The organism is Gelidibacter gilvus (assembly GCF_004115975.1).
GTDB lineage: Bacteria > Bacteroidota > Bacteroidia > Flavobacteriales > Flavobacteriaceae > Gelidibacter > Gelidibacter gilvus.
Genome location: NZ_SDDZ01000011.1, coordinates 82,117 through 107,933, shown reverse-complemented (window position 1 = coordinate 107,933; position 25,817 = coordinate 82,117). Strand labels below are relative to the sequence as shown.

General features: G+C 36.5%; 15 protein-coding genes, 1 pseudogene and 1 riboswitch. Of the genes and pseudogenes, 7 read left to right on the top strand and 9 right to left on the bottom strand.

The features are described from left to right. Window positions 1-129 precede the first annotated feature (129 nt). The 3 genes and pseudogenes from ESZ48_RS15285 to ESZ48_RS15275 all read left to right on the top strand — a co-directional run. A pseudogene (locus ESZ48_RS15285) lies at window positions 130-393 on the top strand (MFS transporter); the annotation flags it as partial. Window positions 394-582: 189 nt separating this feature from the next. Then, a complete protein-coding gene (locus ESZ48_RS15280) occupies window positions 583-807 on the top strand; it encodes a hypothetical protein (protein ID WP_129018373.1) in 225 nt (74 codons plus the stop codon). A gap of 689 nt (window positions 808-1,496) precedes the next feature. Continuing rightward, window positions 1,497-2,405, top strand: coding sequence for a carbohydrate kinase family protein (locus ESZ48_RS15275; RefSeq protein ID WP_129018372.1), 909 nt, complete (start codon window positions 1,497-1,499; stop codon window positions 2,403-2,405). Window positions 2,406-3,107: 702 nt separating this feature from the next. On the opposite strand, the gene ESZ48_RS15270 is transcribed toward ESZ48_RS15275, so the two are convergent. The 9 genes from ESZ48_RS15270 to ESZ48_RS15225 form a co-directional block, all read right to left on the bottom strand. Further along, window positions 3,108-5,180 carry a glycoside hydrolase domain-containing protein gene (locus ESZ48_RS15270; protein WP_129018371.1) on the bottom strand — a complete coding sequence of 691 codons (2,073 nt, stop codon included), beginning with the start codon at window positions 5,178-5,180 and terminating at the stop codon, window positions 3,108-3,110. A gap of 4 nt (window positions 5,181-5,184) precedes the next feature. Continuing rightward, entirely contained in the window at window positions 5,185-6,423 is a 1,239-nt protein-coding gene (locus ESZ48_RS15265) for a YdcF family protein (protein ID WP_129018370.1), read from the bottom strand. A 137-nt stretch (window positions 6,424-6,560) separates the two neighbouring features. Further along, window positions 6,561-8,228 carry a RagB/SusD family nutrient uptake outer membrane protein gene (locus ESZ48_RS15260; RefSeq protein ID WP_129018369.1) on the bottom strand — a complete coding sequence of 556 codons (1,668 nt, stop codon included), beginning with the start codon at window positions 8,226-8,228 and terminating at the stop codon, window positions 6,561-6,563. A 10-nt stretch (window positions 8,229-8,238) separates the two neighbouring features. Beyond that, complete coding sequence (locus ESZ48_RS15255) at window positions 8,239-11,427, bottom strand: SusC/RagA family TonB-linked outer membrane protein (protein ID WP_129018368.1); 3,189 nt, start codon at window positions 11,425-11,427, stop codon at window positions 8,239-8,241. 2,017 nt (window positions 11,428-13,444) lie between these two features. Then, window positions 13,445-14,356: a glycerophosphodiester phosphodiesterase family protein gene (locus tag ESZ48_RS15245; protein ID WP_129018366.1), complete on the bottom strand. Its 912-nt coding sequence runs from the start codon at window positions 14,354-14,356 to the stop codon at window positions 13,445-13,447. Between the two features lie 67 nt (window positions 14,357-14,423). Beyond that, entirely contained in the window at window positions 14,424-16,001 is a 1,578-nt protein-coding gene (locus ESZ48_RS15240) for a calcineurin-like phosphoesterase C-terminal domain-containing protein (RefSeq protein ID WP_129018365.1), read from the bottom strand. A 13-nt stretch (window positions 16,002-16,014) separates the two neighbouring features. After that, window positions 16,015-17,403 (bottom strand): SusD/RagB family nutrient-binding outer membrane lipoprotein, encoded by a 1,389-nt coding sequence (locus ESZ48_RS15235; protein WP_223266475.1) that lies wholly within the window; start codon window positions 17,401-17,403, stop codon window positions 16,015-16,017. Between the two features lie 56 nt (window positions 17,404-17,459). Then, window positions 17,460-20,732 carry a SusC/RagA family TonB-linked outer membrane protein gene (locus ESZ48_RS15230; protein WP_129018363.1) on the bottom strand — a complete coding sequence of 1,091 codons (3,273 nt, stop codon included), beginning with the start codon at window positions 20,730-20,732 and terminating at the stop codon, window positions 17,460-17,462. Window positions 20,733-21,182: 450 nt separating this feature from the next. Beyond that, window positions 21,183-21,728, bottom strand: a complete 546-nt coding sequence (locus ESZ48_RS15225) for an RNA polymerase sigma factor (protein ID WP_129018362.1) — start codon at window positions 21,726-21,728, stop codon at window positions 21,183-21,185. A 270-nt stretch (window positions 21,729-21,998) separates the two neighbouring features. Further along, window positions 21,999-22,095, top strand: a riboswitch (TPP riboswitch). A gap of 115 nt (window positions 22,096-22,210) precedes the next feature. Between ESZ48_RS15225 and thiS the strand changes: the two genes are divergently transcribed. The 4 genes from thiS (at window position 22,211) to ESZ48_RS15205 (ending at window position 25,815) form a co-directional block, all read left to right on the top strand. Beyond that, a complete protein-coding gene (thiS, locus tag ESZ48_RS15220; RefSeq protein WP_129018361.1) occupies window positions 22,211-22,414 on the top strand; it encodes a sulfur carrier protein ThiS in 204 nt (67 codons plus the stop codon). 43 nt (window positions 22,415-22,457) lie between these two features. Further along, window positions 22,458-24,317: a phosphomethylpyrimidine synthase ThiC gene (gene thiC, locus ESZ48_RS15215; protein ID WP_129018360.1), complete on the top strand. Its 1,860-nt coding sequence runs from the start codon at window positions 22,458-22,460 to the stop codon at window positions 24,315-24,317. Window positions 24,318-24,475: 158 nt separating this feature from the next. After that, window positions 24,476-25,060, top strand: a complete 585-nt coding sequence (locus ESZ48_RS15210; protein WP_129018359.1) for a thiamine phosphate synthase — start codon at window positions 24,476-24,478, stop codon at window positions 25,058-25,060. Further along, entirely contained in the window at window positions 25,057-25,815 is a 759-nt protein-coding gene (locus ESZ48_RS15205) for a hydroxymethylpyrimidine/phosphomethylpyrimidine kinase (protein WP_129018358.1), read from the top strand. Before ESZ48_RS15210 ends, ESZ48_RS15205 begins: the two co-directional genes overlap by 4 nt. Window positions 25,816-25,817 lie beyond the last annotated feature (2 nt).

Genomic DNA, 25,817 nt, shown 5'->3' with positions numbered 1-25,817 from the left:
TGCTTTCATTCCTGATTGCAATAGCTCTACTATTGTAAGCTTTAATTCATTGTTGTATTTTTTTGCCATAATTCAAATATATAATTTATGACCGTAAAAAGTCGTCCCAGCTAAACTAGACATTCCAGTGCTGTAATATGGGTTTTTATTTCGGAAATTTTCCCCAACCATCTCAGGGCATCTGGACAATCTTTTGGAAGTACGACACATTGGTTTTTAGCAGCGTTAATTCCGGCAATGATACCTTTTTTGTTCTCGACCATAGGTGCTGGTGCCGTCTTCCTGTTTTTCGCAATAATGATGGTGTTTCAACTCTTATTTGTAGCCTTTATGATGCCAGAAACTAATGGCGTGCCTTTAGAAGAATTAAGTGATCAATTAATTAAAAAATGATATATTCCACCATTAAAAGACCTAATAGTAGCAAGAATCTAAGTAAGCCTGATGGATTTTATTAATAATATTAAAATATTAACCGCCAATAGTTTTGATTATTTGATAGAACATTGAAGATAATTAATATGTATAATAACTATAAGTTATTGGTGCTTTTTATGGGTTAGTTCATGGTTTTATGTAAAAATGACGAGGATAGCAATTAAGAACAAGTCCAGAACTTTCAAATCAAATAAATATTTATCCAGCACCACCAATCCAATTGTTGGCAAAACAGAACCTTATGATACATCTGGATATGTTGGAGATATAACGTTGTATTTTGAGAATGGGAAATTCAATATGTTTTTCTTACATGACGCAAATACAAAACCTACTGGTGCTGGCATTCATGTTATCCATAGTTTATGATCGTTTTGATGGTGAATGTTTTTAAGCCACCAAAACTGGGTCGAATGGCGCCGATCGATTTATCTTTAATTGAAATGCTAAAAAAGCACCAGAAAATAACTTCGGAAACAAAGAATATGTTGGCAAACTATTAATCCATAAATTGAATTAAAACAGTGATGGAACCTTGATTGTACTGCAACCAGAAAACATTGAAAATTTGTTTTTTAATAAAAGTGGATAAGAAAGACGATAGGACTTCTGGGGATGTGTTCAAAATGGAAATACCACAGTGCTTAATTCAGTCGCTCTAGTATCATTTAGTGTATTTAAATCACTTAAACCAACCAATCGAATAATGTTCGATATAAGGCTGCAATGCACCGGAGTGGCAACAGGATTAGTAATAGGCCAAGATTTAGATACGGAATCAGGTTTTAAAATTGCCTTTGAGCGAGCTGATAATAGAATTGCAGCTTATGCGAAAAGTTCTACCGGAGATTCTTATATCAGTCATATTCCCCTTACTTTCATAGGAGATTCAACTTATATTGTTTCTTTAACTATTAATAATGACTTTTGCTTATTGTATATTAACGTTATAATTACATTGAGCAATAGCGTCTACAATAACAATAATAATTGAAGTATCTCTAGTGATAATAATAAAGCGACATTTTCGGATATAAAGATAAAAACACCATATTGATATGTTTAACAATAAAGAGATAATCTTCGTTAGCTATGGCGAAGTTCTGTTTGACGTGTTTAAAAATAAAAAACAAATTGGAGGTGCTCCTCTTAATTTGGCATTGCGCATTAGTTCATTCGGTTTTCCTGTATCAATGATCAGTGGCGTAGGTGACGACGAAGATGGTAAAGCAATCTTAAACTACATTGCAAAAAAAGGTCTCAACACTGACGGGATTTTTAATTCAGACAGATATAAAACAGGATTAGTTAATGTTCATATAAATGAAAGAGGCTCTGCCAGTTATAATATAGAGTACCCTTCTGCATGGGATAAAATTGAAACAAACAATATAATTAACCATATGATTGAAGAAGCCGATGTTTTTTTATATGGAAGTTTGGTCTGTCGTGATAATGTTTCAAAAAACACCTTATTAGAGATTCTGCGAAACCAACATTTGTACAAAGTGTTCGACGTAAATTTGAGAAAACCTCATTATACCATGGAAATTCTTAAAAGTTTGATGCATCATGCTGATTTTATAAAGTTCAATGATGAAGAATTAAAGGAGATTTCGGAAAATTTAGGGTCAACATCAAAATCTATTGAAGAGAATATGATTTTCATTTCAAAACTTACAAATACCAAATCTTTGTGTGTCACTAAGGGTAAACATGGCTCGGTACTCTTGTGGAAAGAAATTTTTTATTATAATTCTGGGTTCTCTATTGAGGTAATTGACACAGTAGGCGCTGGAGATTCATTTTTAGCCGCATTAATTTCTAAATTGCTAAGTAATGACAACCCTCAAGAAGCAATAGACTTTGGCAGTGCGATTGGCTCTATGGTAGCAAGTTGCGAAGGTGCAAATCCAGAGTTTTCAGTAAAGGATATTGAAAGTTTTTTAAGTGCTCACCGATGTTAAATGTCTAAGACAACATATTAAAAGAAAGCTGCCAAATATTGGGTGTTTCGATTTCAACCTTTTATAAGTAAATTCATAACAGTTCTGAAATAAGTATTGCGACTTGAAACAGCAATAAAAATTGCTACAATTTATATTTCTGGTTGATTGGTTAACGGAAAAAAAAATGGAACTTATAATGAATACTTTGATAATGGGCAATTGAAAATTAGCAAGAGTTATTTTTTGTTATTAGTCCTTATAAGGAGTATTCAGACAATTGGATTTTTATAAAAGATACCCATACTTTTGAATCAAAAGAATATTTGTTTCCCGATATTCCATTATAGGAAAAGAGTTTTCCTACAAAAGGTCTTGAATACAATCCCCAATTTCAGTTTCCATTGGATAACCCTTCCTACTTAGCTGGGCAGAAACAAATTATTACCGATTCAAAATTAGGAATAGCGTCCACCAAATCGGATTTCCATTAATAAATTGGTGCCGAACTTAAGTTTTTGTAATGCACATAAGACTTCATTTTTCATCCGCACCCTAAACGTACTTCGATTTTTTTAACAGGGAAACATCAATATTTGGAACTTAAATTGACTCCATAACAGTGTCTAGTAAGACGGTCTTCTTATAAATTGATATAATTTTAAGTTTCGATACGCTCATTCTGGTATCCTATGATATAAATTACTTTACATCTTCCTTATACTATTTCCCATAATTGGATATCCATTGATTTTCTATTCCCCAATTCTTATTGGGGTGGGCTCCAGTTTTTATAAGGAGATTTCCGCCCTTGGTAAGTTCTTCTTGAGTGAGCCAGTTTCTATTAAGCTCAACTCCATTCAATTGCGCTGACTGAATATAAAAATGGTCTTTATTATAATTTTCAACTTTAATCTTTAACGATTTCTCGTTGTCCCAGGTTATCTCAACTGATTTAAATATAGGAGCGGTCAAGTAATAAATTGGACTTCCAATATTCGCCGGAGAAAGACCAATGCTTCTCATTACAAACCAGGATGACATGGTGCCTGCATCGTCATCCATGGTTCGCAAAAAGGCTTTGGGCTGATTTTTATAGATTCGTCCGATAAAAGGATCTATACCTTTACTATTATCATTAAAGTAGTTTTGAACCACTGTATCTAGCATGAGATTGCGAAACAGCTTTTGAGATTTCCAAGGCTGCGTCGTGGCATTATAAAGTCCAGGAACTTGTAAATCTGGTTGATTGGCATGATTATAGTTGTTTTCAGAGAAAAATTGGTCCAACTGTTTGATAAAAGCATCTTCTCCACCAGCCAGCTCTTTAAGACCCGCTACATCAAACGGGGCAAACCATCGGTATTGCCAGATCGTTCCTTGATACAAGCCGCGCGCTTGCATAACATCAATATCATTTTTGGATAAATCTGCAAAATCCATTTTCCAGAATTTTTTATAGTTCAGTGCTTTCTTAGCATATTTTAGACTTTTTAAGGTGTCCCCATTTATTCTCAATAATTCAGCAATGGCCCAATTATCATATGATGATTCTAATGCTTTATCGGGAGAACTATAATCCAGTCGATTTGCTTCAGCGATCAGGGAATCTTTTATAGTTTCAATATTTATTGGATATCCTTTTTTGTAAGCATCAAGAAGTACTACTAGAGCGTGTTCGGTTCGCACCGTTGGAGAAGGCTCGTTATTCGTCGCCCAGTTTTGCTTTCCATAAGGATATAGATTTGCTATTGATTTAGCGATAGAACCAAATTCATTTGGGTAGGCCAGAGATAACAATGGGAATTGTTCTCGGTAATTATCCCAAATTGCCCAACCGTTATAAACAGGAAAATCTGAAGTTTGTACTGAACCGTCAATGGCTCGATAGACACCATCGTTTTCAGAAATGAGAAATGGGGCTTGGAGTGCGCGGTAGAGTAAGGAATAAAAAAGTTTTTCACGATCTGCTTCTCCTTGAACCTGAATACGATTTAATAATTTGTTCCAGTTAATAGTAGTGTCTTCCTCAAGTTCTCTAATGGAAAGAGTTTGGATTCTTTTGAGAGCATAATCTATGTTGACGGATGAAAAACCAATACGAACCTCCATAGGAGCCATGGTGTCCTGACGTATAGCCATAAATCGATGTTCATCGAGAGGTTTTAGTTGGGCAAGATTACTAATCCTGAGAGCATAGTAGATGCGATAAATACCTGCATCACAAGTGGTCTTGGTGTCTATGTAGCCAGAGATAAGATTGCCATTGATGTTGTGAGCTTCTGAAATGAAACGGTTTACGAAAGCGTAAGACAGATCGATCAGCAAACCGCTTTTTTGTTTTGGAAATTCATAATGTTCAATTCCGAAATTCGTTTTCACACTCATTTTGGCACTAATTCCGTTTTCAAAAGTCACGGCATAAAAACCAGGATGGGCATTCTCCTTTTTTTTAATTAGTAGCGTATGTACATCTTCATTTAAAACTGGTTTTATAAGAATGTTCCCACCACTTCCAGTACACCCCACGCCTTCAATTCGCGTGTGAGTAAATCCTTTAAACTCTCTAGCATAATGATCATAACCCGTGTGAATGTGAGGATTGGTCTGTGGTCCAATACTCATCATATTAAAGGGAGAAGAGGCAGCTGGGGAAAGTTGCCCGTAATCTCCAGAAGTTCCCAAAAACACATTGGCACGATCAGCGGGATTGTTATAATCATTTATGGATATATTTTCTTTTTCCTTACATGAGCTGTAGATTATAACTAATAAAATGAGAACTAATCTTTTCATACTTCTAAGGGTCTAGGGGATCTAAAGGATTTTGTTGTAGTGATTCAATTTTCGGCTGAAATTCTAAAGTCGTTGAGCTCAAACGTTTTTTTATTATGGCAGGTAAATAACCCAATTCTTCTTGGCAACGTTCTAGAAACCTGTCGGCACCTACATATTGACTATGCATCGAATTAGTAACCACTAGCGAAGGGCGATCAATGGGGACGTTGTAGACAAGCATAAGCCGCGTTGCATTTCTTAAATTGGTAGTTGTATGCCTTGCATATGGTTCTACGATGATGCGTTCTTCAGGAATGTGATAACGCTTTATGAGTTCTTTTTTCATTTGAAGAGCTTCAGCAATTGGTGTCCGAAACGGGTGTGCATGTCCTCCCGAAACAATAATAAGAGGGGCTTTCTTTTGTTGAAATTCGAGAGCGCCCAATTTTAAATTAAGTTTGCCAAGTGCCGAAAGGGTATCCCGATAATTCTCTGGACCGTTTCCTAATATAAGGATTACAGGATAGTCGTAATCTTTAAAGTTGATCGAATTTATTTCTGTTCTCGGTTTTCGATTCTCCTTAAGTTTTAAAGGCTCATAGCGAGCCGCCTCATCTCTATGATTCATATATAAAAGCGATAACGAGAAGTCGAGGCTGGGTTGGTAAAAAAGTGCGTTTTTGGAAGGCCTTTTATGCTGAAGCATGTCGCTCCACATCCATAGAGCTCCCCGATAAAAGTCTGTTGATACATCATATGAAATAGAGTCTATAGTCTTGTATTGAGGAGCTTCACCTAACCCATAAACATTTATAATACGATTCATGCCATCTGCACATAATTTCCAACAGGCCGACAAATATTTTTCATCAGAGAGTTCTTTGAAGTTTTCATACTTTCCAGAAGGTCGTAAATTGTCAGTTACCAAACGTCTTAATGATGAGGAGTTTTTTAAAGAATGTTCAAGTTCAATACCAATCTTAGTGATGTCTTTTTCGGAAATCGAATACGCTTTTACCAAACAAGCAGAACTATCCTTACAGTGTTTAAGACTACTTTCTATTTCCTCGTTTGTGGATTTTAATAATGACATAAAGACGGGATTAGCTTCTAAAAGTTCAGTGACTTTTGGATTGTTTTGAATAGCAGTGAATAAATAAAAGTTCTTGTCCTGAATAATATCATGTGATTGAGATGCTTTAAAAATGGCATCATAATCCATTTTGGTTTGAGCCTGAATATTCAGAAAGCAAAATAACATCAGGCTAAAATAACATTTATACATTATTTGAAAAATTTGGTAATATAGACCAAAAAGTTAATGACTTAGGTTCCTTGCATATTTTCTAATATGCTTTTAAACTATTCCGATATAACTTTTTGGTCTAATTAATTAGATTAGTATCCAGGATTTTGTGTTACCATACCCTTTGGAGTACCGTCTATGTAGCGCTGTGGGATTGGCCAATATTCATTCGTTCCTGCTGTAAACTTGGCGTTAGTCAAATGTGTTCTTCTTGTTTTTTCTACCGCAAGATAATCGTTCAGTACTTTTTCAGCTTTGCCCCAACGTACGAGGTTAAAAAAACGATGTCCTTCCATGGCCAATTCTAAACGTGTTTCCAAGTGAACGCCTTCACGTGCCTTAGCTTTATCAATCCATGGGCTCTCATAGATTGATATTTTATAATTCGCAGCAGCTGCGGTTCCCCCTAAGTTTTGCACTGGTGTTGTATTTGCAGCACGCGTTCTTATCTGGTTAACAAGTTGTCTAGCTTCTTCAAGTTTATCAAGTTCTACAGCAGCCTCAGCACGCCAGAGAATGACTTCTGCATAGCGAATAATATAGTAATTTAAGGCGTTGACGTACGGCCAAACATTAATGTAGGCCGAAGAATTTGCCGAAACAATACGCTTTTTCGGACCGAAAGCACCGTAAGTGGCTAAATCACGTGCCCAATTTTCTTCATATACAACCCCGAGATCTTTGTAAGGAATTCCAGGTCTTCCAACGGTTAAATCAAGTCGTGGGTCAACCATGTCATTTGCGATCAAGTTGGTGTTGTTATTGGGTATTGGTAAACCGGTTGCATCAGTTTTAAATGCGTTCACCAAATTTTGGGATGGCCTGTGAAAGCCATATTGTGCATAATAAGGACCTCCAGGTGCAGTCAATCGATCACCTATGCTTCCGTTGTAATTACTTGGTTGTCCATCATTTACGGTATGTTGTACTGAGAAAATAATTTCTTTACTATTTTCGTTCTCTGGTAAAAAAACATCCTGATAATCATCTAACAAGTCGTAACTGCTTTGCATTACTTCGGAAGTAGCATCATACACTTTTTGCCATTGCCCTTGAAATAGGTAGCACTTGCTAAGATATGCTTTCGCCGCAATTTTTGTAGGCCTTCCAATTTCAGTTTGTGTCTCCGGTAGTCCGTCATAAGCTATTTGAAAATTTTGCTCGATTTTTGCCCATAGCTCCTCTGAGGTGAAAGCTGTATTGGACTTTGCATAATCTTCAACCGTTTCAGCAGATTCATCAATGTACGGAATATGGTTGTAGATTTTTTTTAACTCAAAATAATAATGACCACGTAAAAAGTGAAGTTCTGCCAAGCGCTTTTCTTTAAGACTGGCATCAAATCCTTCAGAAGCATTAAGGAGTCTTACCGCTTCGTTGCTTCGTTTAACACCTTCATAAAGCGCCATCCATTTACGTTCAACGTCGATTATGGTTGAATTTGTAATGTAAATCTCCATCTGATGGATGTTATTTTGGTCTCCAGTTCCACCTCCGCCTTTATAAGCATCGTCAGAAACGACATCACCAAAACTCCAGTTGGAGTCCGGAGAATTATAAGCATTGCTGGCCCCATCAAATTGTCCATTGAGTACGCTGTAAGCAGAAATAATGGCACGTTCCACATTTTCGGGTTTGGTCATTTCAGATGGGGCTACTTCTCCATAAGTAGTCTCTTCTAAATAGTCGTTAGAGCATGACATATTTTGGAGTGCCAAACCAATAATACAGATATACTGGGTTATTCTAAATATTTTCATAATACGTTTTTTAAAAAGTTGCGTTAATACCTAATGTGAAAGTGCGTGACGGTGGATAAATACCACGATCCACACCTATGTCCAAGTTTCTGTTACTGGAAGAATAATTTTGTAGACCAATTTGTGGATTCATACCGCTATAATCAGTAATCGTAAAAAGATTTGTGGCTTGTACATAAATTCTAAGTTCCATTCCGCTAAGTGTTTCTGAATTAATAGTGTAGCCTAGCTGAGCGTTGTTCAGTTTAAAATAAGAGCCATTTTCTACATAATAAGAAGAAGGTCTGATGTTATTGTTAGGATCATCTAGAGATAATCGAGCAATTGAAGATCCTGAGTTTTCTGGAGTCCATGCATTTAATAATGCAGTGTCTTTATTATATGCCGCCTGATTGAAGAAATGGGTTTTGTATTTGGTCAAATTATAAAGCTCATTACCAAAACTTCCATTAAAGAACAAGCCTAAATCAAAATTCTTATAAGTGAAATTCAGATTTAAACCTATAAGGGCATCTGGGTGCGGAGAACCTATAAATGAACGGTCTTTATTATCCAGTTCGCCATCACCGTTTGAATCTTCAAAGCGGATATCGCCGGGCTGAGCATCCGGCTGTATACCATGGTCATTAACTTCTTGTATACTCTTAAATAAGCCATTTGCCGTATATCCATAAAAAGAACCGATAGGCTGGCCAACAGCACTTCTAGAAACTTCTTGGTCAAAATTCACATTATGCAAGGTGGAACTAGGAATACCCAGATAAGGGACACTATTTAACTCGGTTAGCTTGTTTTTATAGGTGGTGAAATTTAAAGCTATGTTGTAACCAAAATCATTACTGTTATTTCTATAGGATAGGTCAAGTTCAAAGCCCTTATTTTCCATCTTCCCATCATTGATCCATTGGCCATCATTTGTACCACCATAGGTAAGCGGGATAATGTTGTATACCAGAATATTCTCTGTCATTTTGTTAAAATACTCTGCTGTAAGTTGTAATTTATCGTCAAAGAAACCGAGATCAAGACCTAATGTACTTTGAGTAGATGTTTCCCATTCCAAATTTTGATTAGGGACTCGTGTTTGGGTAAGACCTGTACTGACCGAGTTTTGACCACCATCAATGCTGTAATCTGAGAACGCATTGTTATTGCTGTAGCTGTCTACTGTAGAATAGGAAGGTAGCTGCTGATTACCTGTTAGACCCCAACTTCCGCGAAGCAAAAAGGATGAAAAAGTATCTCCAAAATCAAAGAAATCTTCTCGGTCTAAACGCCATCCTGCGGAAAACGAAGGAAAGGTGCCCCAATTGTTATTGGCCAATCTTGATGTTCCGTCCCGTCTTACAGTTGCCGTAAATAGATATTTCTGATCGTAATTGTATTTCGCCTGTCCAAAATAAGAATTAAGCGTCCATTCACTAGCATCACCAAAATTTAATTGATTTTGAGTACCATAGCTCAGATAACGGAAACTTGGGTCTTCGTATAGAAAACTTTGTCGCGAAGCACCAAAACCTTCGTAATAATACTTAATGGCTTCTTGACCTAATAGGACGTCTATTTTGTGAAGATTTAGTTGTTTGGAATAGTTAAGGGTGCTGGTCCAGGTAAGTTGATAGTTAATACTATTTGTCGTACTTAGAGAATTTACCTCGTTTTTGGATAGAATTTCATCGTAAATCGGTGAAAATCCACGATAGTTATTTGATTGATAATCTAAACCTAAAGATGTACGTGCCGTAAAATCGTGAACCTTTATTTCTGCATAAATATTACCTAAGGCCTGTATGCTTTTTTCTTTATTGTCTTTGCTACGATTTAGGCTACCCATAGGATTTTCTACGTCATTTAGTGGATTTCCAGCATAATTACCAAGAATATCTTTTACTGGAACTAGAGATGGAAACTGTAAAGCATTGTAAACAATACTTCCCAAAGAACTATTTGTTCCCACAGAAACTCGCTCTTTATAAGAAGCTGTAAAATTTTCACCAATAGTGACTACATTCCCGATGTTATAACTGGAATTAAATCGTGCAGAATAGCGATTAAACCCAGTGTGTCTTATAATTCCTTCCTGATTAAAATAACCTAATGAAAACGCATGTTGTCCCTTTTCATCACCTTTAGATAAGTACAAATTATAGGATTGAACGGCGGCAGGCCGCATAATTTCCTCAATCCATGCCACATCTCCAGCAGGTATGGTTTGTTCATCATTAAGCCATTGTGGTATAGTAGGGTTGTTGGGGTCATTTCCATAAATATCGTTTGCAGGTGTTTGGCCATCATTTTTAAAAGCTTGCCACAATAAATTACCATATTGTTGAGCGTTTAACATTTTAGGTAAATTAAATGATGATTGCACCCCACTATAAACGTCTAAATTCACTTTATACAATCCGTTTTCGCTACCTTTTTTGGTAGTGATAACGACCACGCCATTAGCGGCTCTTGAGCCATAAATAGAAGAGGAAGCTGCGTCTTTTAGAACCTGAATTGTTTCGATATCATTGGGGTTGATTCCATTTAAACCATTAGAAACAGGAACTCCATCAACTACAACTAGTGGATCATTATTGTTAATAGTACCAAAACCTCTAACGCGGATGGAGGTGCCACCACCTGGACTGTTGTCACTTAAAATCTGTACGCCTGGAAGCCTCCCCTCAAGCATTTCTGTGACGTCTGAAGTCGGTATAGAAGTTATTTCCGTTGGTTTTATAGACGAAATAGATGCGGTTATATTTCTTCTCGTTTCCTGACCGTATCCTGTGATTATAACTTCATCAAGTGTGCTGTCGTCCTGCTTCATATCAATTTGAAGTGCACTTAATGATTCAACAAGAAGTTCTTGCTCTTTAAATCCTAAATATGAGATTTTAATCACAACCGGTAACTCGGTTATAGTAAGACTGAAATTTCCATTAAAATCTGTAGAGGTTCCATTTGTGGTGTTTAATTCGACAACTGATGCTCCAGGTAGTGGCATCCCTTGATCATCTAAAACAACGCCTGTAAGTGTCTGTTGAATTATTGTCTTTGAAATTACTTTTTTAGAGATAGATTCAATAGAATGGTGTGCAAAGTGATTCGCAGATCGGACAATGGGGGTTGTAAGGAGAAGGGGGAAAATAATTAAAAGAAAAATCGAATTCTTTAAAAGTGTCAAAAATTTGCATAATTTGTACGTCATGATAATTTAAGTGTTGATTTATACTGTTTTATTTGTTTTAGAGAACCTGCTTATAGAGTTTTGGAAATGGACTTCAAATTCATCTAGTTGATTCAAATATAGAGTATTATTGTTCTGATATTAGTTTTAAATTCAAATATTTAAATTATTTACAAACTAACGCGTAACCAATTAGTTTTAGGTTACCAAAAGATTAACGAAGTATTAAGTGTTGGAGCGTTTTACTAAATTTTAAAATCTATATGGAGTTGCCATGTTTTTTTCATGCTGAAGGTGAGCAGAATTTAATAGGGCTTATGAAAATTTTATTAACAGCTTAGAGTTTCTAGTATTTAAGATAATCTCGAGATAAAGGGCTATTATGAATATTGATGTAGAAGCTATTTGGTTAAGTACAGAAGAAGAAATCTTTAATCCGGATTTCTGAGTGATTATTCTGTGATTTCAAGAGATTTGAAATGGAATAGAGTAGCCTTTTTTTTTTCAAATGAAATTACATAAAGAAACATATGTTTTTCGGTGGTTGTAGTCAAAATTTAAATACTTCTCGAAGCACGATTAACTTACGCATGTTGTCTGCATAATCAAGGATTTTTACTACGCTATTCCCTGAGACAATTTTGTAGGATCATATTTGGTGACTTTCGAAAGCATTTCGGTTAGCATGATACCATTATTTATGAATAATTCACGTATAGCAAAGGAGATTTCAATTCATATAAGAAGCATTTCTATAATTTCATCTATAACTCAACCGCTAAATTTTATTATTTACATTTGTTGTGTGATGTTTTTAAACATCGTTGTAATGTTAAGATGATGAAAAAAAGAAAGTAAAATCATGCTATTACAACCCACTCAGCCGAATGCCACTCCATTCCGCGAAAAGCTCCATTCCGGGCAAAGCGCTTCACTAAAAAGTCTTGGACCCAACTCCAAAGCTTACGATTTCCATTATACCTGCCCGCTCATTCCCCAAAAAAAGTCGGGAAGCGGTCAAACTCCATTTCAATCTACAACTTTGAAGTCACGTCCGCTTAAACCCGGCTAAACGAGAACAATCCGTTGTCATAACACGCGAAGCACATTCCCCTGCATTCTGCGAAAAGCTCCATTCCGGTAAAAGAGCTTCCCTACAAAAAGTCTTGGACACAATCCCCAATTTTAGTTATTCATTCAGTTAACCTTCCCCCTATGCGGGGAAGGAACACTTCATTCCCTAGCTAAAATAGTGAACAGCGTCCGCCATATCCGGATTCCATTTATAATTTGGCACCGCTTCCCACATTTTAATACTTCACATAATCCTTTAGTTTTTCATCCGCACCCTCGCCGTCCCTCTCTTTTTTTGAAGGCAAAATACCAACATTTGGAACTTGAACGGACTGCATAAACCAGGCTCGTACCTCGCTCTTTATTATAAGTCCTCATCAATTCCAAATATTGAAAATGTATCAGCAACAAAAAAAGGAAACAGCGAGGGCACTATGGGAAGTAAATCTAAAATGAAACTTATGAAATCTTACAAAAACATCAAAAAGGTAGCGACACCAAAAAAAACAAAAAAGGAAAACGCTCAAGATATAATAAGTAAATCACTTCAAAAAAATAAATAAGAACTGCCTAAACGGTTTAGGTTATGAGATACTTCTCATTAAGTGTATTGATTTTCCATTTGATATCTTAAAATCCATTCAATCCATTGTCAATGGCAGTAATGATCATTGAGGCAATTATCAGTGGGGGTCCAGCACCATCCAGAGCGTTCCTCAATACAATAACTTTGTTAAAAAACGAGAAACGGCCATCAATTACTCGCTTAGACACTTCCGCCATTCAATAATAAAGCAGTAACGGCCTTTGAATAAGGTGTTTAATTCTAGTAATTGGATTAAGGTCGCCGCCAATTAGGTAGAATATTTAACAACTAACTCATAGGTAAGTTGGCTTATCAAAATTTAGATATAATCTGTCCTAGTGATAACAGTGTGTTATGGTAATCAATTTTTATAAAGATCTATTGTAACGCTTTCAAAACACGTTCTGGATAATCAGTTATAATTCCATCGACATGTAAGCGTACCATCTGTTCTATATCTTCTTCGTTATTGACAGTCCACGGGATTACCTTCATGTGTAAAGATTTAATGGAATCTACTATTTTTTGCGTTTTAAGCAGTTTGAAATTTGGACTGTAAATTTGAGGTTTAAAGTTCAACAGCCTCAGATTTTTCTGAATTCCTGCATTTGAAACGAGATATGCAATTTCAATAAGGGGATGCCATTTATGAACTATATTCAGTAGGACAGGATCAAACGATTGAATGTTTATCTGATTTTCCAATTGGCTGTCATGTACGACCTGCATCACCAATGAAACAAAATCTTCGGGATGTGGTTGATAAATGCCATAGTCCTTTTTATCCGATTTAAGCTCAATGTTATACTTTACCAACGGTAATCTCTTTTCTTTAATTTCATTTTCAATGGTACTAAAGACGTCACTTAATAACGGCTTAAAGGTTTTTAGTTTTTGTTGGTCTGGAAAGTTTATATTTTCTCTGCTGCCGCTATCAAAATATTTAATACTGTCATAGGTCATCTGATAGAGATTATAACTGTTCTCTTCAGATTTTAGAATGGGATCACCCGAAGGCTTTGACATGTATAAAGACGACATATTGGGTTCATGGGATACGACTACCTTATGATCTTTAGTGATGACCACATCAAGTTCGATGACATCAACACCTTTATGAAGTGCGCTTAAAAACCCTTCGATGGTATTTTCTGGTAAATTTCCGCGATCCCCACGATGGCCTTGGACTTCCGTTTTGTGTTTATGTGAAGGTATTTCATTATCACTATTTGATTTACAGCCTATAGTGAGGATAATGAGTAGGGCAGTTAGTTTATGAAGTGTTTTCATCTGATTAAATTAATAAGGTGTGCTCAACCTGTTTAGAGCGAGCACCCCTTTATTCTTAAATTATGTTTTATTGTTTAGGATCTTCCAATCTGTAAGAACTGCTTGCACTATGTTCTTTGCCAAACATGTCCGTGGCTTTAATGTCAATACGGTGTATACCTACCTCAAGTTTTGTAGGGATAGTACCCCGCCATAAATGGGTGCTGATCACGGGGTTTGATGAGCGTCGGCCTGTCATTAATTTCGGATTGGTATCCCATTCATTTACTAATGCAGCGTATGCCGGGTCGAATTCGCGCACATATTTCATAGGTTTCCAATCGCCATTATCAATTCTGTACATTACAGAATCTCCTTCCTTACCCATAAAAAAATTAGCATAAATACCAGCTTTGGTGTTTCTTCCTTTAGCCACGACTTTGGGAGCAAAAACCTCTATTTGATAATCTTTGGGTTTGCCAGCTACTTTATAATCAATAGTATATTTATTATTCTCAAAATGGATAAATGCATACCCCTTTGGAGTACCATCTCTCATCGTTGAAATAGGAATGCCGATGTCATCTAGTTTGCCAGAATACCAATCGCCAGACGTAGTGCCAACATTATATTCATGATGTGGTTGCTCTCTTAACCAACCATCGGATTTGGTGAAGAAGTTTTGTTTTTGAATATGCGTATGTGCAGAAAGTGACAAGGTATTGGGATAGTCTTTCAATAAACGGAATAACTTCGCTCTATCTTCATCCCTAAAAGAATCACCATCTGGTTCCCTTAATGGGATATGAAAGGCCAAAACGATTAAATGATCTTTAGGAACATGTTCTAAATCGTTAGCTATAAAATTTAATTGATCTTCACGAAATCCACCCCAATACCCTTCGGAATCTCTAGTGTCTGGGTATAAAATATTATCAAGAACAATAAAGTGTACCTTGCCGTAATTGAAGGCATAATTGGCAGGTCCAAAATGGGCTTCGAAGGTTTCATCACTCATTTTGTCTGTTTTAGCGTCAAAGTTAAGATCATGGTTTCCTAAGATATTATACCAGGGCACACCAATTTTTTTAACGGCGGTGATATAAGGATTGAACAGGCTGAGATCGTTCCCCACTAAATCCCCTAAACTAATCCCGAAAGGAATATTTTTGATCCCTTCAACCCCAGAAATTATGCCTTTTTTGAAATACTCTATTTCTTCAAGGGTGTAAACTTGTGGGTCGCCAAAAACCAGTGCCGTGAAGCTGTTAGTTTCCTCAGTTTCTATTAATCCAAAATCCAATGATCTTGGAGGGTTTCCAGTTGGTGAAACCCCTTTAAATTTTAATTCTGGAGAACCATTGGGTTTGTAATTGTAGAAAAACTGCGGCAGGTTATTTTTATCGGTTGCAACAGTATATCCTGAGGGCTTTATAACGGAAATAATATTATCGGTACCTAATGGCAGCTCATAGTTTCCATCTTCATTAGTTAATACCACCTGCTCGCCATTGGTTACGGCAACATTTTCAATCCCTTTTTCCCGTCGTTCCTTTTTACCATTTTGGTTAAGGTCATGATACACATAACCAGAGATCTTGTTTTGCGCTGTTACGCCTAAGGTCAATAGTATTGCACTTAGTATTATAAAATATGTTTTCATCATTTTTTTTACTTATTTAGTTATCCCACCAAACGGCAGTATTAATATCATCAGGGCCACCTAACATTTCAATAGCTTTGCTATAGTTAGAAACATTTTTAATTTGTACATCAGTAGGGTAGTAAAAGCGAGCAGGCATGATTTTATCATTTAACATGGCGTCAGTAGTAGGCAATTTAGGTAAACCCGTGCGTCTGTACTCAAACCACTGTTGGTAATCAACAAAGTAAAGCGCATAATATTTTTGAAGCATGATCTGTGCTAATGTTCCGTCATATGCTACCGCTGCGTTATCGAAGTAAGTTGACGGTACATCTGTATCGAATTGTGTTATAGCCGCTGTTATACCATTGTTGTAATGCGTTTCCGCTTCAGAAATATAACCTCGTTGCGCCAGCTCAGCTTTTATAAACGCCACTTCGGCGTACGTTAAAATGAATATTTGCATAGGGTTTTCCACTTGATCAATATTTAATGTAGAGGCATTAAATTCAAACTGAGATTCTGGTCCATCATAACCGCTAGGGATCCCTTTGTAGCCAATATCTAAATTGTCATTATCTTGTGCTTTAGTCGCTATAAAAGGGAGTCTTGGATCTTCAAGTGTTTTTAGGTTATCGATAAAAAAGGCTCCAATTTTTACACTCAAACGAAAATCTTGAGGTCTTCCCCATGGCGATACGTTGGGCGTTACCCCAGTAATCTGCAGTATGGCAGATTCTTCATTGTTTTCAAAAACAGGATACAATTCAGGATTATTAATTATGTTCGCCATGTTTTGAAAAGCATTGATTTCTGATCTATTGGATACTCGAAGCAATAATCTTAAATGCAATGAATTTGTGAATTTCTGCCATTTTTTTACGTCATTTTGAAACAGAATATCATCGGCGTATGACATGTTTTTTGTAGTGTCATATAATACATTGGCTTTTTCAAGATCGGCCAAAATGGTTTCGTAGATAAATTTTTGTGTATCAAAAGCAGGATAAAAATTACCGTCATCACCTTTGACAGCTTCAGTCATTGGAACGGGCCCAAACAAATCTGTTAAATTGGCATATACCATGGCGTTAAGCGTCAAAGCGATGGCTTCGCAATTCTTGTCTTCCGCTTTAATGGCTGCTAAGTGCATTTCTTTAATGTTATTAAGCCATTTGTAATAATTATACCAAGATGAATTGCCTATGTTTTGACTAACATCGTAACGATGTAAACCACCTGAAACACTAGGGAACGGAACAGAGACTTGCATTAAATCAAATGTTATGCTGGCACTTCTGTTGACGTTATGTGTTGCTAAGCCATAAATGATAGGATTAATCAATGTTCCAGGACTTATTTCGTTAATACGATTGGGGTCTTCATTGGTTTCAGCAAAATTGTTTGTACAGGATGTTAGCATGTTAAAACAAAATATGGTACAAATTATATATTTTAATGTTGTCATTTTATGTGAATTTATAAGTTTACTTTTAAGTTGATCCCGTACGAAGCAGGAGAAGGCAATTGCCCCATTTCAATACCTGGTAAAATAGTGTCACCATTTAAGGCCGCCGTTTCAGGATCATAAATTGGGAAATCTGAAACAGTTGCCAAGTTCCTTCCGAAGACAGAAATATTTAAACCTGAAATACCGGTGTTTTTTAAAGTTTTGGCAGAAAAGTTGTATTGTAAGCTCAATTCTCTAAGTTTTAAGAACGAGGCATCAAAAGAATTCGATTCTACATTAGCACGACGGTAATAGCGGTTATACCAATCTGGAGTGATTACTTCTTTAGTATTGGCTGTATAAGTGCCATCAGTATTTAAAACAACACCGTCACCAATTATAATACCCTCTTCGCGGCCCACATATGTGGAGGTCAGTTTTCCTTGCTGCACGCTTTTATGGTGCGTTTGCGAATAAATAATACCACCAAATTGTCCATCGATTAATACATTCAACGTGATGTTCCCAAAACTGAAACTGTTATTTAATCCAGCTTTCCAATCAGCACTGGCATCACCAATATATTGTATTTCATCAGGGTAGGCGGGAAGTCCAGCAGTGTCATAAACGATTTCCCCATCAGGAGCGCGTACAAACCCATAACCATAAATAGCCGTGGTTGTTCCTCCAACTTTAGCTAATAAGGTTGCATTTCCACCAGATCCAATTTCTTGTTGCCCATTAATACCATCAGCAAGTTTTAGTACTGTATTCCAATTTCGGGACCAAATAAGGGTGCTTTTCCAATTAAACTTATCACTATCGATAATTTTTGCACCTAATGTGAGTTCTATGCCACGATTACGAACTTCACCAGAGTTAAGTACACCAGAACTATATCCTGTAGTAATATCTAAGGGTACAGAAATAATTTGGTTTTTGGTTGTGGTTTGGTATACCGTCGCGTCTAAATTGATTGTATTTCCAAACAGGCGTGCTTCTATTCCAGTTTCATAACTGGTCGTGATTTCTGGTTTAAAGTTGGCATTGTATAGATTGGTGGAAACCGAGGCTGAGCTAGGAAATGCATTTTGACTATAATACTTGCTTGTTTTGTAGGGATCTGTATCGTTGCCCACTTGTGCATATGAAAAACGGTACTTTAAGTAGTCAATAGCTTTGGGTAGATTGAAAATTTCAGTCATAATAAAACTGACGTTGGCTGACGGGTAGAAGAAGGCATTGTTTTCTGCCGGCAGTGTGCTCGACCAGTCATTTCTTCCGGTGACATCTAAGAAAATTTTATTATCAAAGCCGAACGAAAAGAGGCCGTATAAACTGTTGACCTTTTTGTTCTTGTCATAAGTTTGAACCAAAGGGTTGTTGACGCCGTTTGCTAATTTATAGACGTTAGGTACAACTAAACCATCAACTAATGCATCAGTTCTCCTGTATTTATAGTCCATGGAGTTTCCGCCCACAGATGCCGACAGTGAAAACAGCTCACTAAGGTCATTCTCATAACTTAACAAGAAGTCAGTATTGACTTCTTGTTTCCAGATGTCCTGAGATTCGTAAAATCCTTGTTTGTAGCGGTTAATGCTATAAGGCCTTTTTTGCTCCCGTTCTTGGTAATACGTGTTTAATGAAGTTCTCAACAGTAATTCCAACTGGGGTGCCAATTGAATTTTCCCAAAGAGATTTCCTATTATTTGATTACTCGCTAAACTGTTGGTTGCTTCATAGGCAATTAAATAAGGGTTGTCGATATAGGAACTAAAAGGTTGAATTTGTTGAATTTGATTTTGTCCCTGCTGCCATATATTACGGTACCAGTCCAAATTGACATTAGGATTTTGAAAAATCATGAAGTATGAAATAGATCCATTGTTGTATCCTGTACTTGGTAAATTATCACTGCTTCTGTTGTTGTAGTTGACTACTGATCCTATTTTTATATGGTCTGAAATCTGATAGTTGGAATTTATGGACGCTGTTACCCTTTCAAAACCTGTATTAGGCATAATCCATTCGTTTTTTGAATGTCCTACAGAAAGTCGCATAGAGCCTTGTTCACTACCGCCCTGAAGGGATATATTATTAGTGGTCGTAATGCCAGTACGCCAAAAGTCTTTACGGTTGTCTTTATAGGGCTGCCATAATTGAGGCTCTGCCGATTGTCCTTCTAAATTAGGGTCGTATTGGTAATAAGATTGTCCGTCAAATTCTGGTCCCCAAGCACTACTAGTGCCACCTGTGCTACTGCCGTCTTCTGATGCTCCATAAGAATAATAAGGATTGCCAGCTTTATCAAAACTTTTACCTGTTCCCTGTCCGTATTTATATTGCCAATCTGGCCATCGTTGAATCACATCTAAGTTGATACTTGAATTGAAGGTGATACCCAATCCTTTTGATTTTTTGCCAGATTTTGTGGTGATAATTAGGGCCCCATTGGCAGCACGGCTTCCGTAAAGCGCAGTTGCTCCAGGACCTTTTAACACGGTTACGTTTTCAATATCATCCAAATTGAGATCTGAAATTCCATTCCCGTAATCTATTGGAGAATCTTCACCAATATAAGCGTTAGATGAGCCTGATGTCGTCATTTCACTATTAATAGGAACACCGTCTACCACAATTAGAGCATTGTTTCCATTGGCATTTAGGGAGTTGTTACCTCTAAGGGTTATTTGTTGCGAGTTCATGGGGCCAGAGCCGGACGATAGAATGTTTAAACCAGCCACTTTTCCTATTAATCCAGACGACCAATTATTGGGAGCAGTTTGTGCCAAACTTTCACTATCAACGGTAGATTGAGAGAACCCCAATCTTTTTTCTTCCCGTTTAATACCTAATGCGGTAACGACTACTTCATTTAAACCATTGATGTCTTCTTGTAACATAATTTCGAGTACCGTGCCGGGAGTCGCTACTACGGTTTTAGTTGTGAAACCCATATAAGAAACTTCTAAACTGGCGTTTTCTGCTGTCAAGGTTAATTGGAAATTACCATCTAAATCTGTTATAGTTCCGTTGGTTGTTCCTTTTTCAACAACAGTTGCTCCTGGTAAAGGAAAACCGCTGGAATCCATAACTTTACCTTTGATTATTAGTTTTTCTTTTGCGGAAAAGCTTTTGATTGGTGGTGCAACAGCAGAGGGGGTTGATGTACACACTAATTCAGGGCCTTTATTAGTGATAAAAGGTGAGGCTTTGGCACCTAGTGTAGATAATAAGCAAAATATATAAATTGATTTTTGTAATAATTGACTTTTAAGAAAAAGTATTTTAGTGTTCATTTCAATCGGTTAACGTTAGTTCATTGTTTAATGCTACTTTAAAATAGTGGTACTATTTTTTTTGGTAGTGAAGGTTTTGTTGTTAATCATTGGTTTTAGTCTTTTCTTATAGTGCGATGTTTTTGGTGTTCATTCTTCAATTGGCGTAAAACAGTTTCAGATTTAAGATGCATTCATTTCTCAAGATCTGTTGACGCTGTTTCTGAAAATTTCACTTCATAGGGAATATGACTGCACTAAAAGATTCAACTGGTCTTTTTATAGTGACAGTAATAATTGTGCAGTTTTTAGCTAAGGGAATAAAATTTTCTTCTTTCAGAATGATCTCGTTTTATAAGAAGTCGCATTTTTAGAGGTTGACACGTAGTGAAGAAAGTGAGGTTAATGATTTCTTAAAATTGCAACGCTGTATTTTGCATAAAAGAAACATTGCGATAACCTAGGAAGAATTTAATTGAGATGTATGGTGGATTTTAATTTTCTTATTGCGTCGCTGATATGTTTTTCAACAGTGCGCACAGAGATATCAAGTTTTATAGCAATTTCGTTGTTTGATAAAAATTCAAATCTACTAAGTAGAAAAACGCTTTTGCATTTTGGGGTGAGTTTATCAATTTCTGAAAGTAAGTTCTTTTCAAACTCTTTATATTCTATGTTTCTTTCAGACGATTCTAATTGAGGGGTCTTTTGGTCAGTAATTAATTGGTTGGAAATAAATTTTAGACCTCTAATATGTGAAGCCAATTTATACTTTATAGCCCTAAAGAGATAGGCTTCTATATTTGTTAAGTCTATAGTTTTGGATTTTTCCCATAGACTAATAAAAACGTCTTGAACGATATCTTCGCAAATTTCTTCCTCATTATACAAACTGTAAGCATAACCATAAAGAGATTTCCAAAAACGATTATAAATTGTATCAAAAACGTCTTTATCGCCATATTTTAATAGGTTCTGAAGTGTCTCATTTGAAAGGTTTATGTAGTTGTTTTTCATATACAGCTGTTTTCAACAAATGTATATTTTATTGAGAGTAGGTAATGGATAGGAAGATTATGATAAGGTTAAAATTAATCAATATTCGATTTTATTAATCGCATTGATTATGCCTTTAAAGAAATGACAACAGATAGGTCAATCCCAAGTAGGAGATTGTAAGAATTAGTTCCCTATTGGCTTCCTTGTTCGATATTCCAATCATCCTTAATGCCAAGATAAATAAAGTACAATAATTTGGTAGGAGTAAATATTTCATTAAGTTTGTCTTGTAAACTTTAGGGGTGTTCTAAATATTTAGAACTGAGAAAAACCCTTTGAACCTGATCCGGTTAGTACCAGCGAAGGGAAAAGTAACAAAACACACTCCTAAATGTGTGGTAACTTTTTATAATTGTACGCTATCTAAGGCTGTACTTTCATTTCAAACTACTTTCTCAAACCTTTTAAATTTTACAGCATATTTATAAATATACTGTACTATGATCAAATTATGGGTTAACGAGAACGCTATAGAAATCAATAACGATTTCAACATCCTTCAATTACTTATACACCTTAACTCGCCTCAAGAGGGTATAGCTGTTGCAGTTAATAATACCATCATTTCTAAGAATTCATGGAAGTCTAAAACATTATTAGACGCCGACCATGTTTTGATCATTCAGGCCACTCAAGGAGGGTAATAACTTCATTCCATACTAATTTATTTACTTAATAGCATTCCAAATGAAAAATAAGGACACCGCACCAAAAGAAGGGACAATCACAAGACAGCCTTTTCCAAATTCTAAAAAAATCTACGTAACAGGTAAAATCCACCCGTACATCAAAGTTGGGATGCGTGAAATATCTTTAAGTGATACGAAGGATTCTATAACAGGAAAAATAACCTCCAACGAACCGGTAACTGTTTATGACACTTCTGGCCCTTATACAGACCCTAACAAAATTGTTGATATACATCAGGGTATTGAAAGAATCCGCGAACAATGGATTTTAGATAGAAATAATGTAGATCAATTAGAGGCGTTCTCTTCAGACTATTCCAAACAGCGTTTAAACAACAAAAGCCTAGATCATATGCGGTTTTCTTTGCTTAAAAAACCGTTACGCGCAAAAGAGGGAGAAAATGTAACACAATTACATTATGCAAAAAAGGGAATTATTACGCCAGAAATGGAATATATCGCCATTCGTGAAAACCAACGAATTGATGAAATGACCGAAATTAGAAAGCAACATAAAGGAGAACACTTTGGAGCCTCTATTCCTTCTAAAATCACACCAGAATTTGTGCGTGATGAAGTTGCCAGAGGCCGTGCCGTCATTCCATCTAACATCAATCACTCAGAAGCCGAACCAATGATTTTGGGTAGAAATTTCTTGGTGAAAATAAATGCTAATATTGGCAATTCTGCTACAACATCCTCCATTGAAGAAGAAGTTGAAAAAGCAGTTTGGGCCTGTAGATGGGGGGCTGACAATATTATGGACTTATCCACTGGTCAAAATATTCATGAAACCCGGGAGTGGATTATTCGTAACTCCCCAGTACCCGTGGGAACAGTGCCAATTTACCAGGCCTTAGAAAAAGTAAACGGCATTGCCGAAGATTTAACCTGGGAAATTTTTCGCGATACCTTAATTGAGCAAGCGGAACAAGGAGTTGATTATTTTACCATCCATGCCGGAGTGTTATTGCGTTATGTGCCCATGACCGCTAATCGTGTTACAGGAATCGTTTCCAGAGGAGGTTCTATAATGGCAAAATGGTGTTTGGCGCATCATAAGGAAAGTTTTTTATACACCCATTTCGAGGATATCTGTGAAATTTTAAAAAAATACGACGTTGCGTTCTCATTAGGTGATGGTTTACGTCCAGGCTCTATTGCAGATGCGAACGATGAAGCCCAGTTTGCTGAATTGGAAACCTTGGGAGAATTAACAAAAATAGCCCGTAAACATGAAGTACAGTGCTTTATTGAAGGCCCGGGTCACGTGCCAATGCATATGATCAAAGAAAATATGGAGAAGCAAATTGAAGTCTGTGACGAAGCGCCTTTTTATACTTTAGGCCCACTGACTACTGATATTGCTCCAGGTTACGACCACATTACGTCAGGCATTGGTGCTGCCATGATTGGTTGGTTTGGGTGTGCCATGTTATGTTACGTTACTCCAAAGGAACATCTAGGATTACCTAATAAAGAAGATGTGCGTGTAGGCGTGATCACCTATAAAATAGCGGCGCATGCTGCTGATTTGGCAAAAGGGCATCCAGGTGCGCAGCATAGGGATAATGCGTTGAGTATGGCCCGTTTTGAATTTCGATGGGAAGACCAATTTAATTTAGGTCTCGACCCTGAGCGCGCGCTAGAATACCATGACGAAACTTTACCTGCAGAGGGCGCAAAATTAGCCCACTTTTGTTCTATGTGTGGCCCCAAATTCTGTTCCATGAAAATCTCCCACGAGGTGCGAGCCTTTGCAGCTAAAAATGATATTGTGGAAAATGAGGTTATCCAAAAAGGGATGGAGGAAAAATCTCAAGAATTTAGAGATAAAGGGTCAGAGGTGTATTTATAAATAATTTGGAAGTTCTCACGCTTTAAAAAAGGCGTGGTCGGGCTTTCCGTTGTATCTTTTGTCGAAAAGGCAAAAGGATGCCACTACAATCCCTAAATTAAGACAAACGTCATGTAGAACTTAGTTCAGCAACCTATTAATCACACAAATAATAATTTATGATAATTCTAATAGCTCCGGAGGAAGATATAGCTCACGAAATAAAAATTCTCCATCAATTATTTGAAGAAGGGTTAATATACTACCATCTGAGAAAACCATTTAAAAATTACGAAGAACACGTGTCGTATTTAAATGCAATAGATAAGAAATACCATGACCGAATTGTGGTACACAGCTTTCACGAATTAATAAATGAATTCAATTTAAAAGGCATTCACTTTCAAGAACAAAAAAGAATAGAAAATATAGACAATCCAGGACAATATTTTAAAAACTTGGCGATGTACGGTAAAACAATCAGCTCCTCTTTTCATGAACCTATAGATATAGAAGATTGCTATTTCGAATTTGATTATCATTTGCTAAGTCCGGTGTTTACATCGCTATCAAAAGAGGGATATAAAGGTCGTGGTTTTGATGTGAATCATATTGATAAAACCATCATCGGAATGGGCGGTGTCACTTCAAAAAACATCACGTCTTTTAAAACTTTAGGTTATAAAGGTATAGGTGTATTAGGAGGAATTTGGAACAACAATAAACCTGTAGAGGCTTTTAAAGAGATGAAATTATCATTTTGAGTAAACACAAATACATACTAACCATTGCAGGACACGACCCTAGTGGCGGTGCGGGAATCACTTCAGATATAAAAACATTTGAAGCTCATGGGCTGTATGGACTGTCAGTATGTACAGCGATCACAGTTCAAAATGATGTTAAATTTAAATCCTGTACTTGGATATCTACAGATACTATTGTAGATCAAATTGAAATCCTCTTTGAACAGTTTGAAATCAAGGTAGTAAAAATCGGAATTATTGAATCTTGGCAAACATTGCTCGTCATTTTAGAAAAACTGCATGTCTTAAGCCCTGAAATAAAAATCATTTTAGACCCCATACTTACTGCAAGTGCAGGGTTTGATTTTCATTTAAATGAAGCCCAGAATTTGCTGGATAATATTTGGAAACACTGTTATATCATAACGCCTAATTATGATGAAATTCAGAATTTATATCCTGATATGAATATTGAAGAAACGCTTAACCATATCAGTAAGTTAACAAGTATCTACCTAAAAGGTGGCCATAGAGCAGATAAAAAAGGATGGGATGAATTGTACCATAGTAGCGTTGTGGTTATAAGCTTAGCTCCTAATATAGTTGAGGTCTATCAAAAACATGGAAGTGGATGTGTATTGTCCAGCTCTTTGGCCAGCAATATTTCTCTAAGTATTGAATTGGAAGATGCTTGTAGAAATGCTAAAATCTATACAGAACGGTTTTTGAATTCTCACGCCTCACTATTAGGAATTCACCATAAAACGCTATAAGA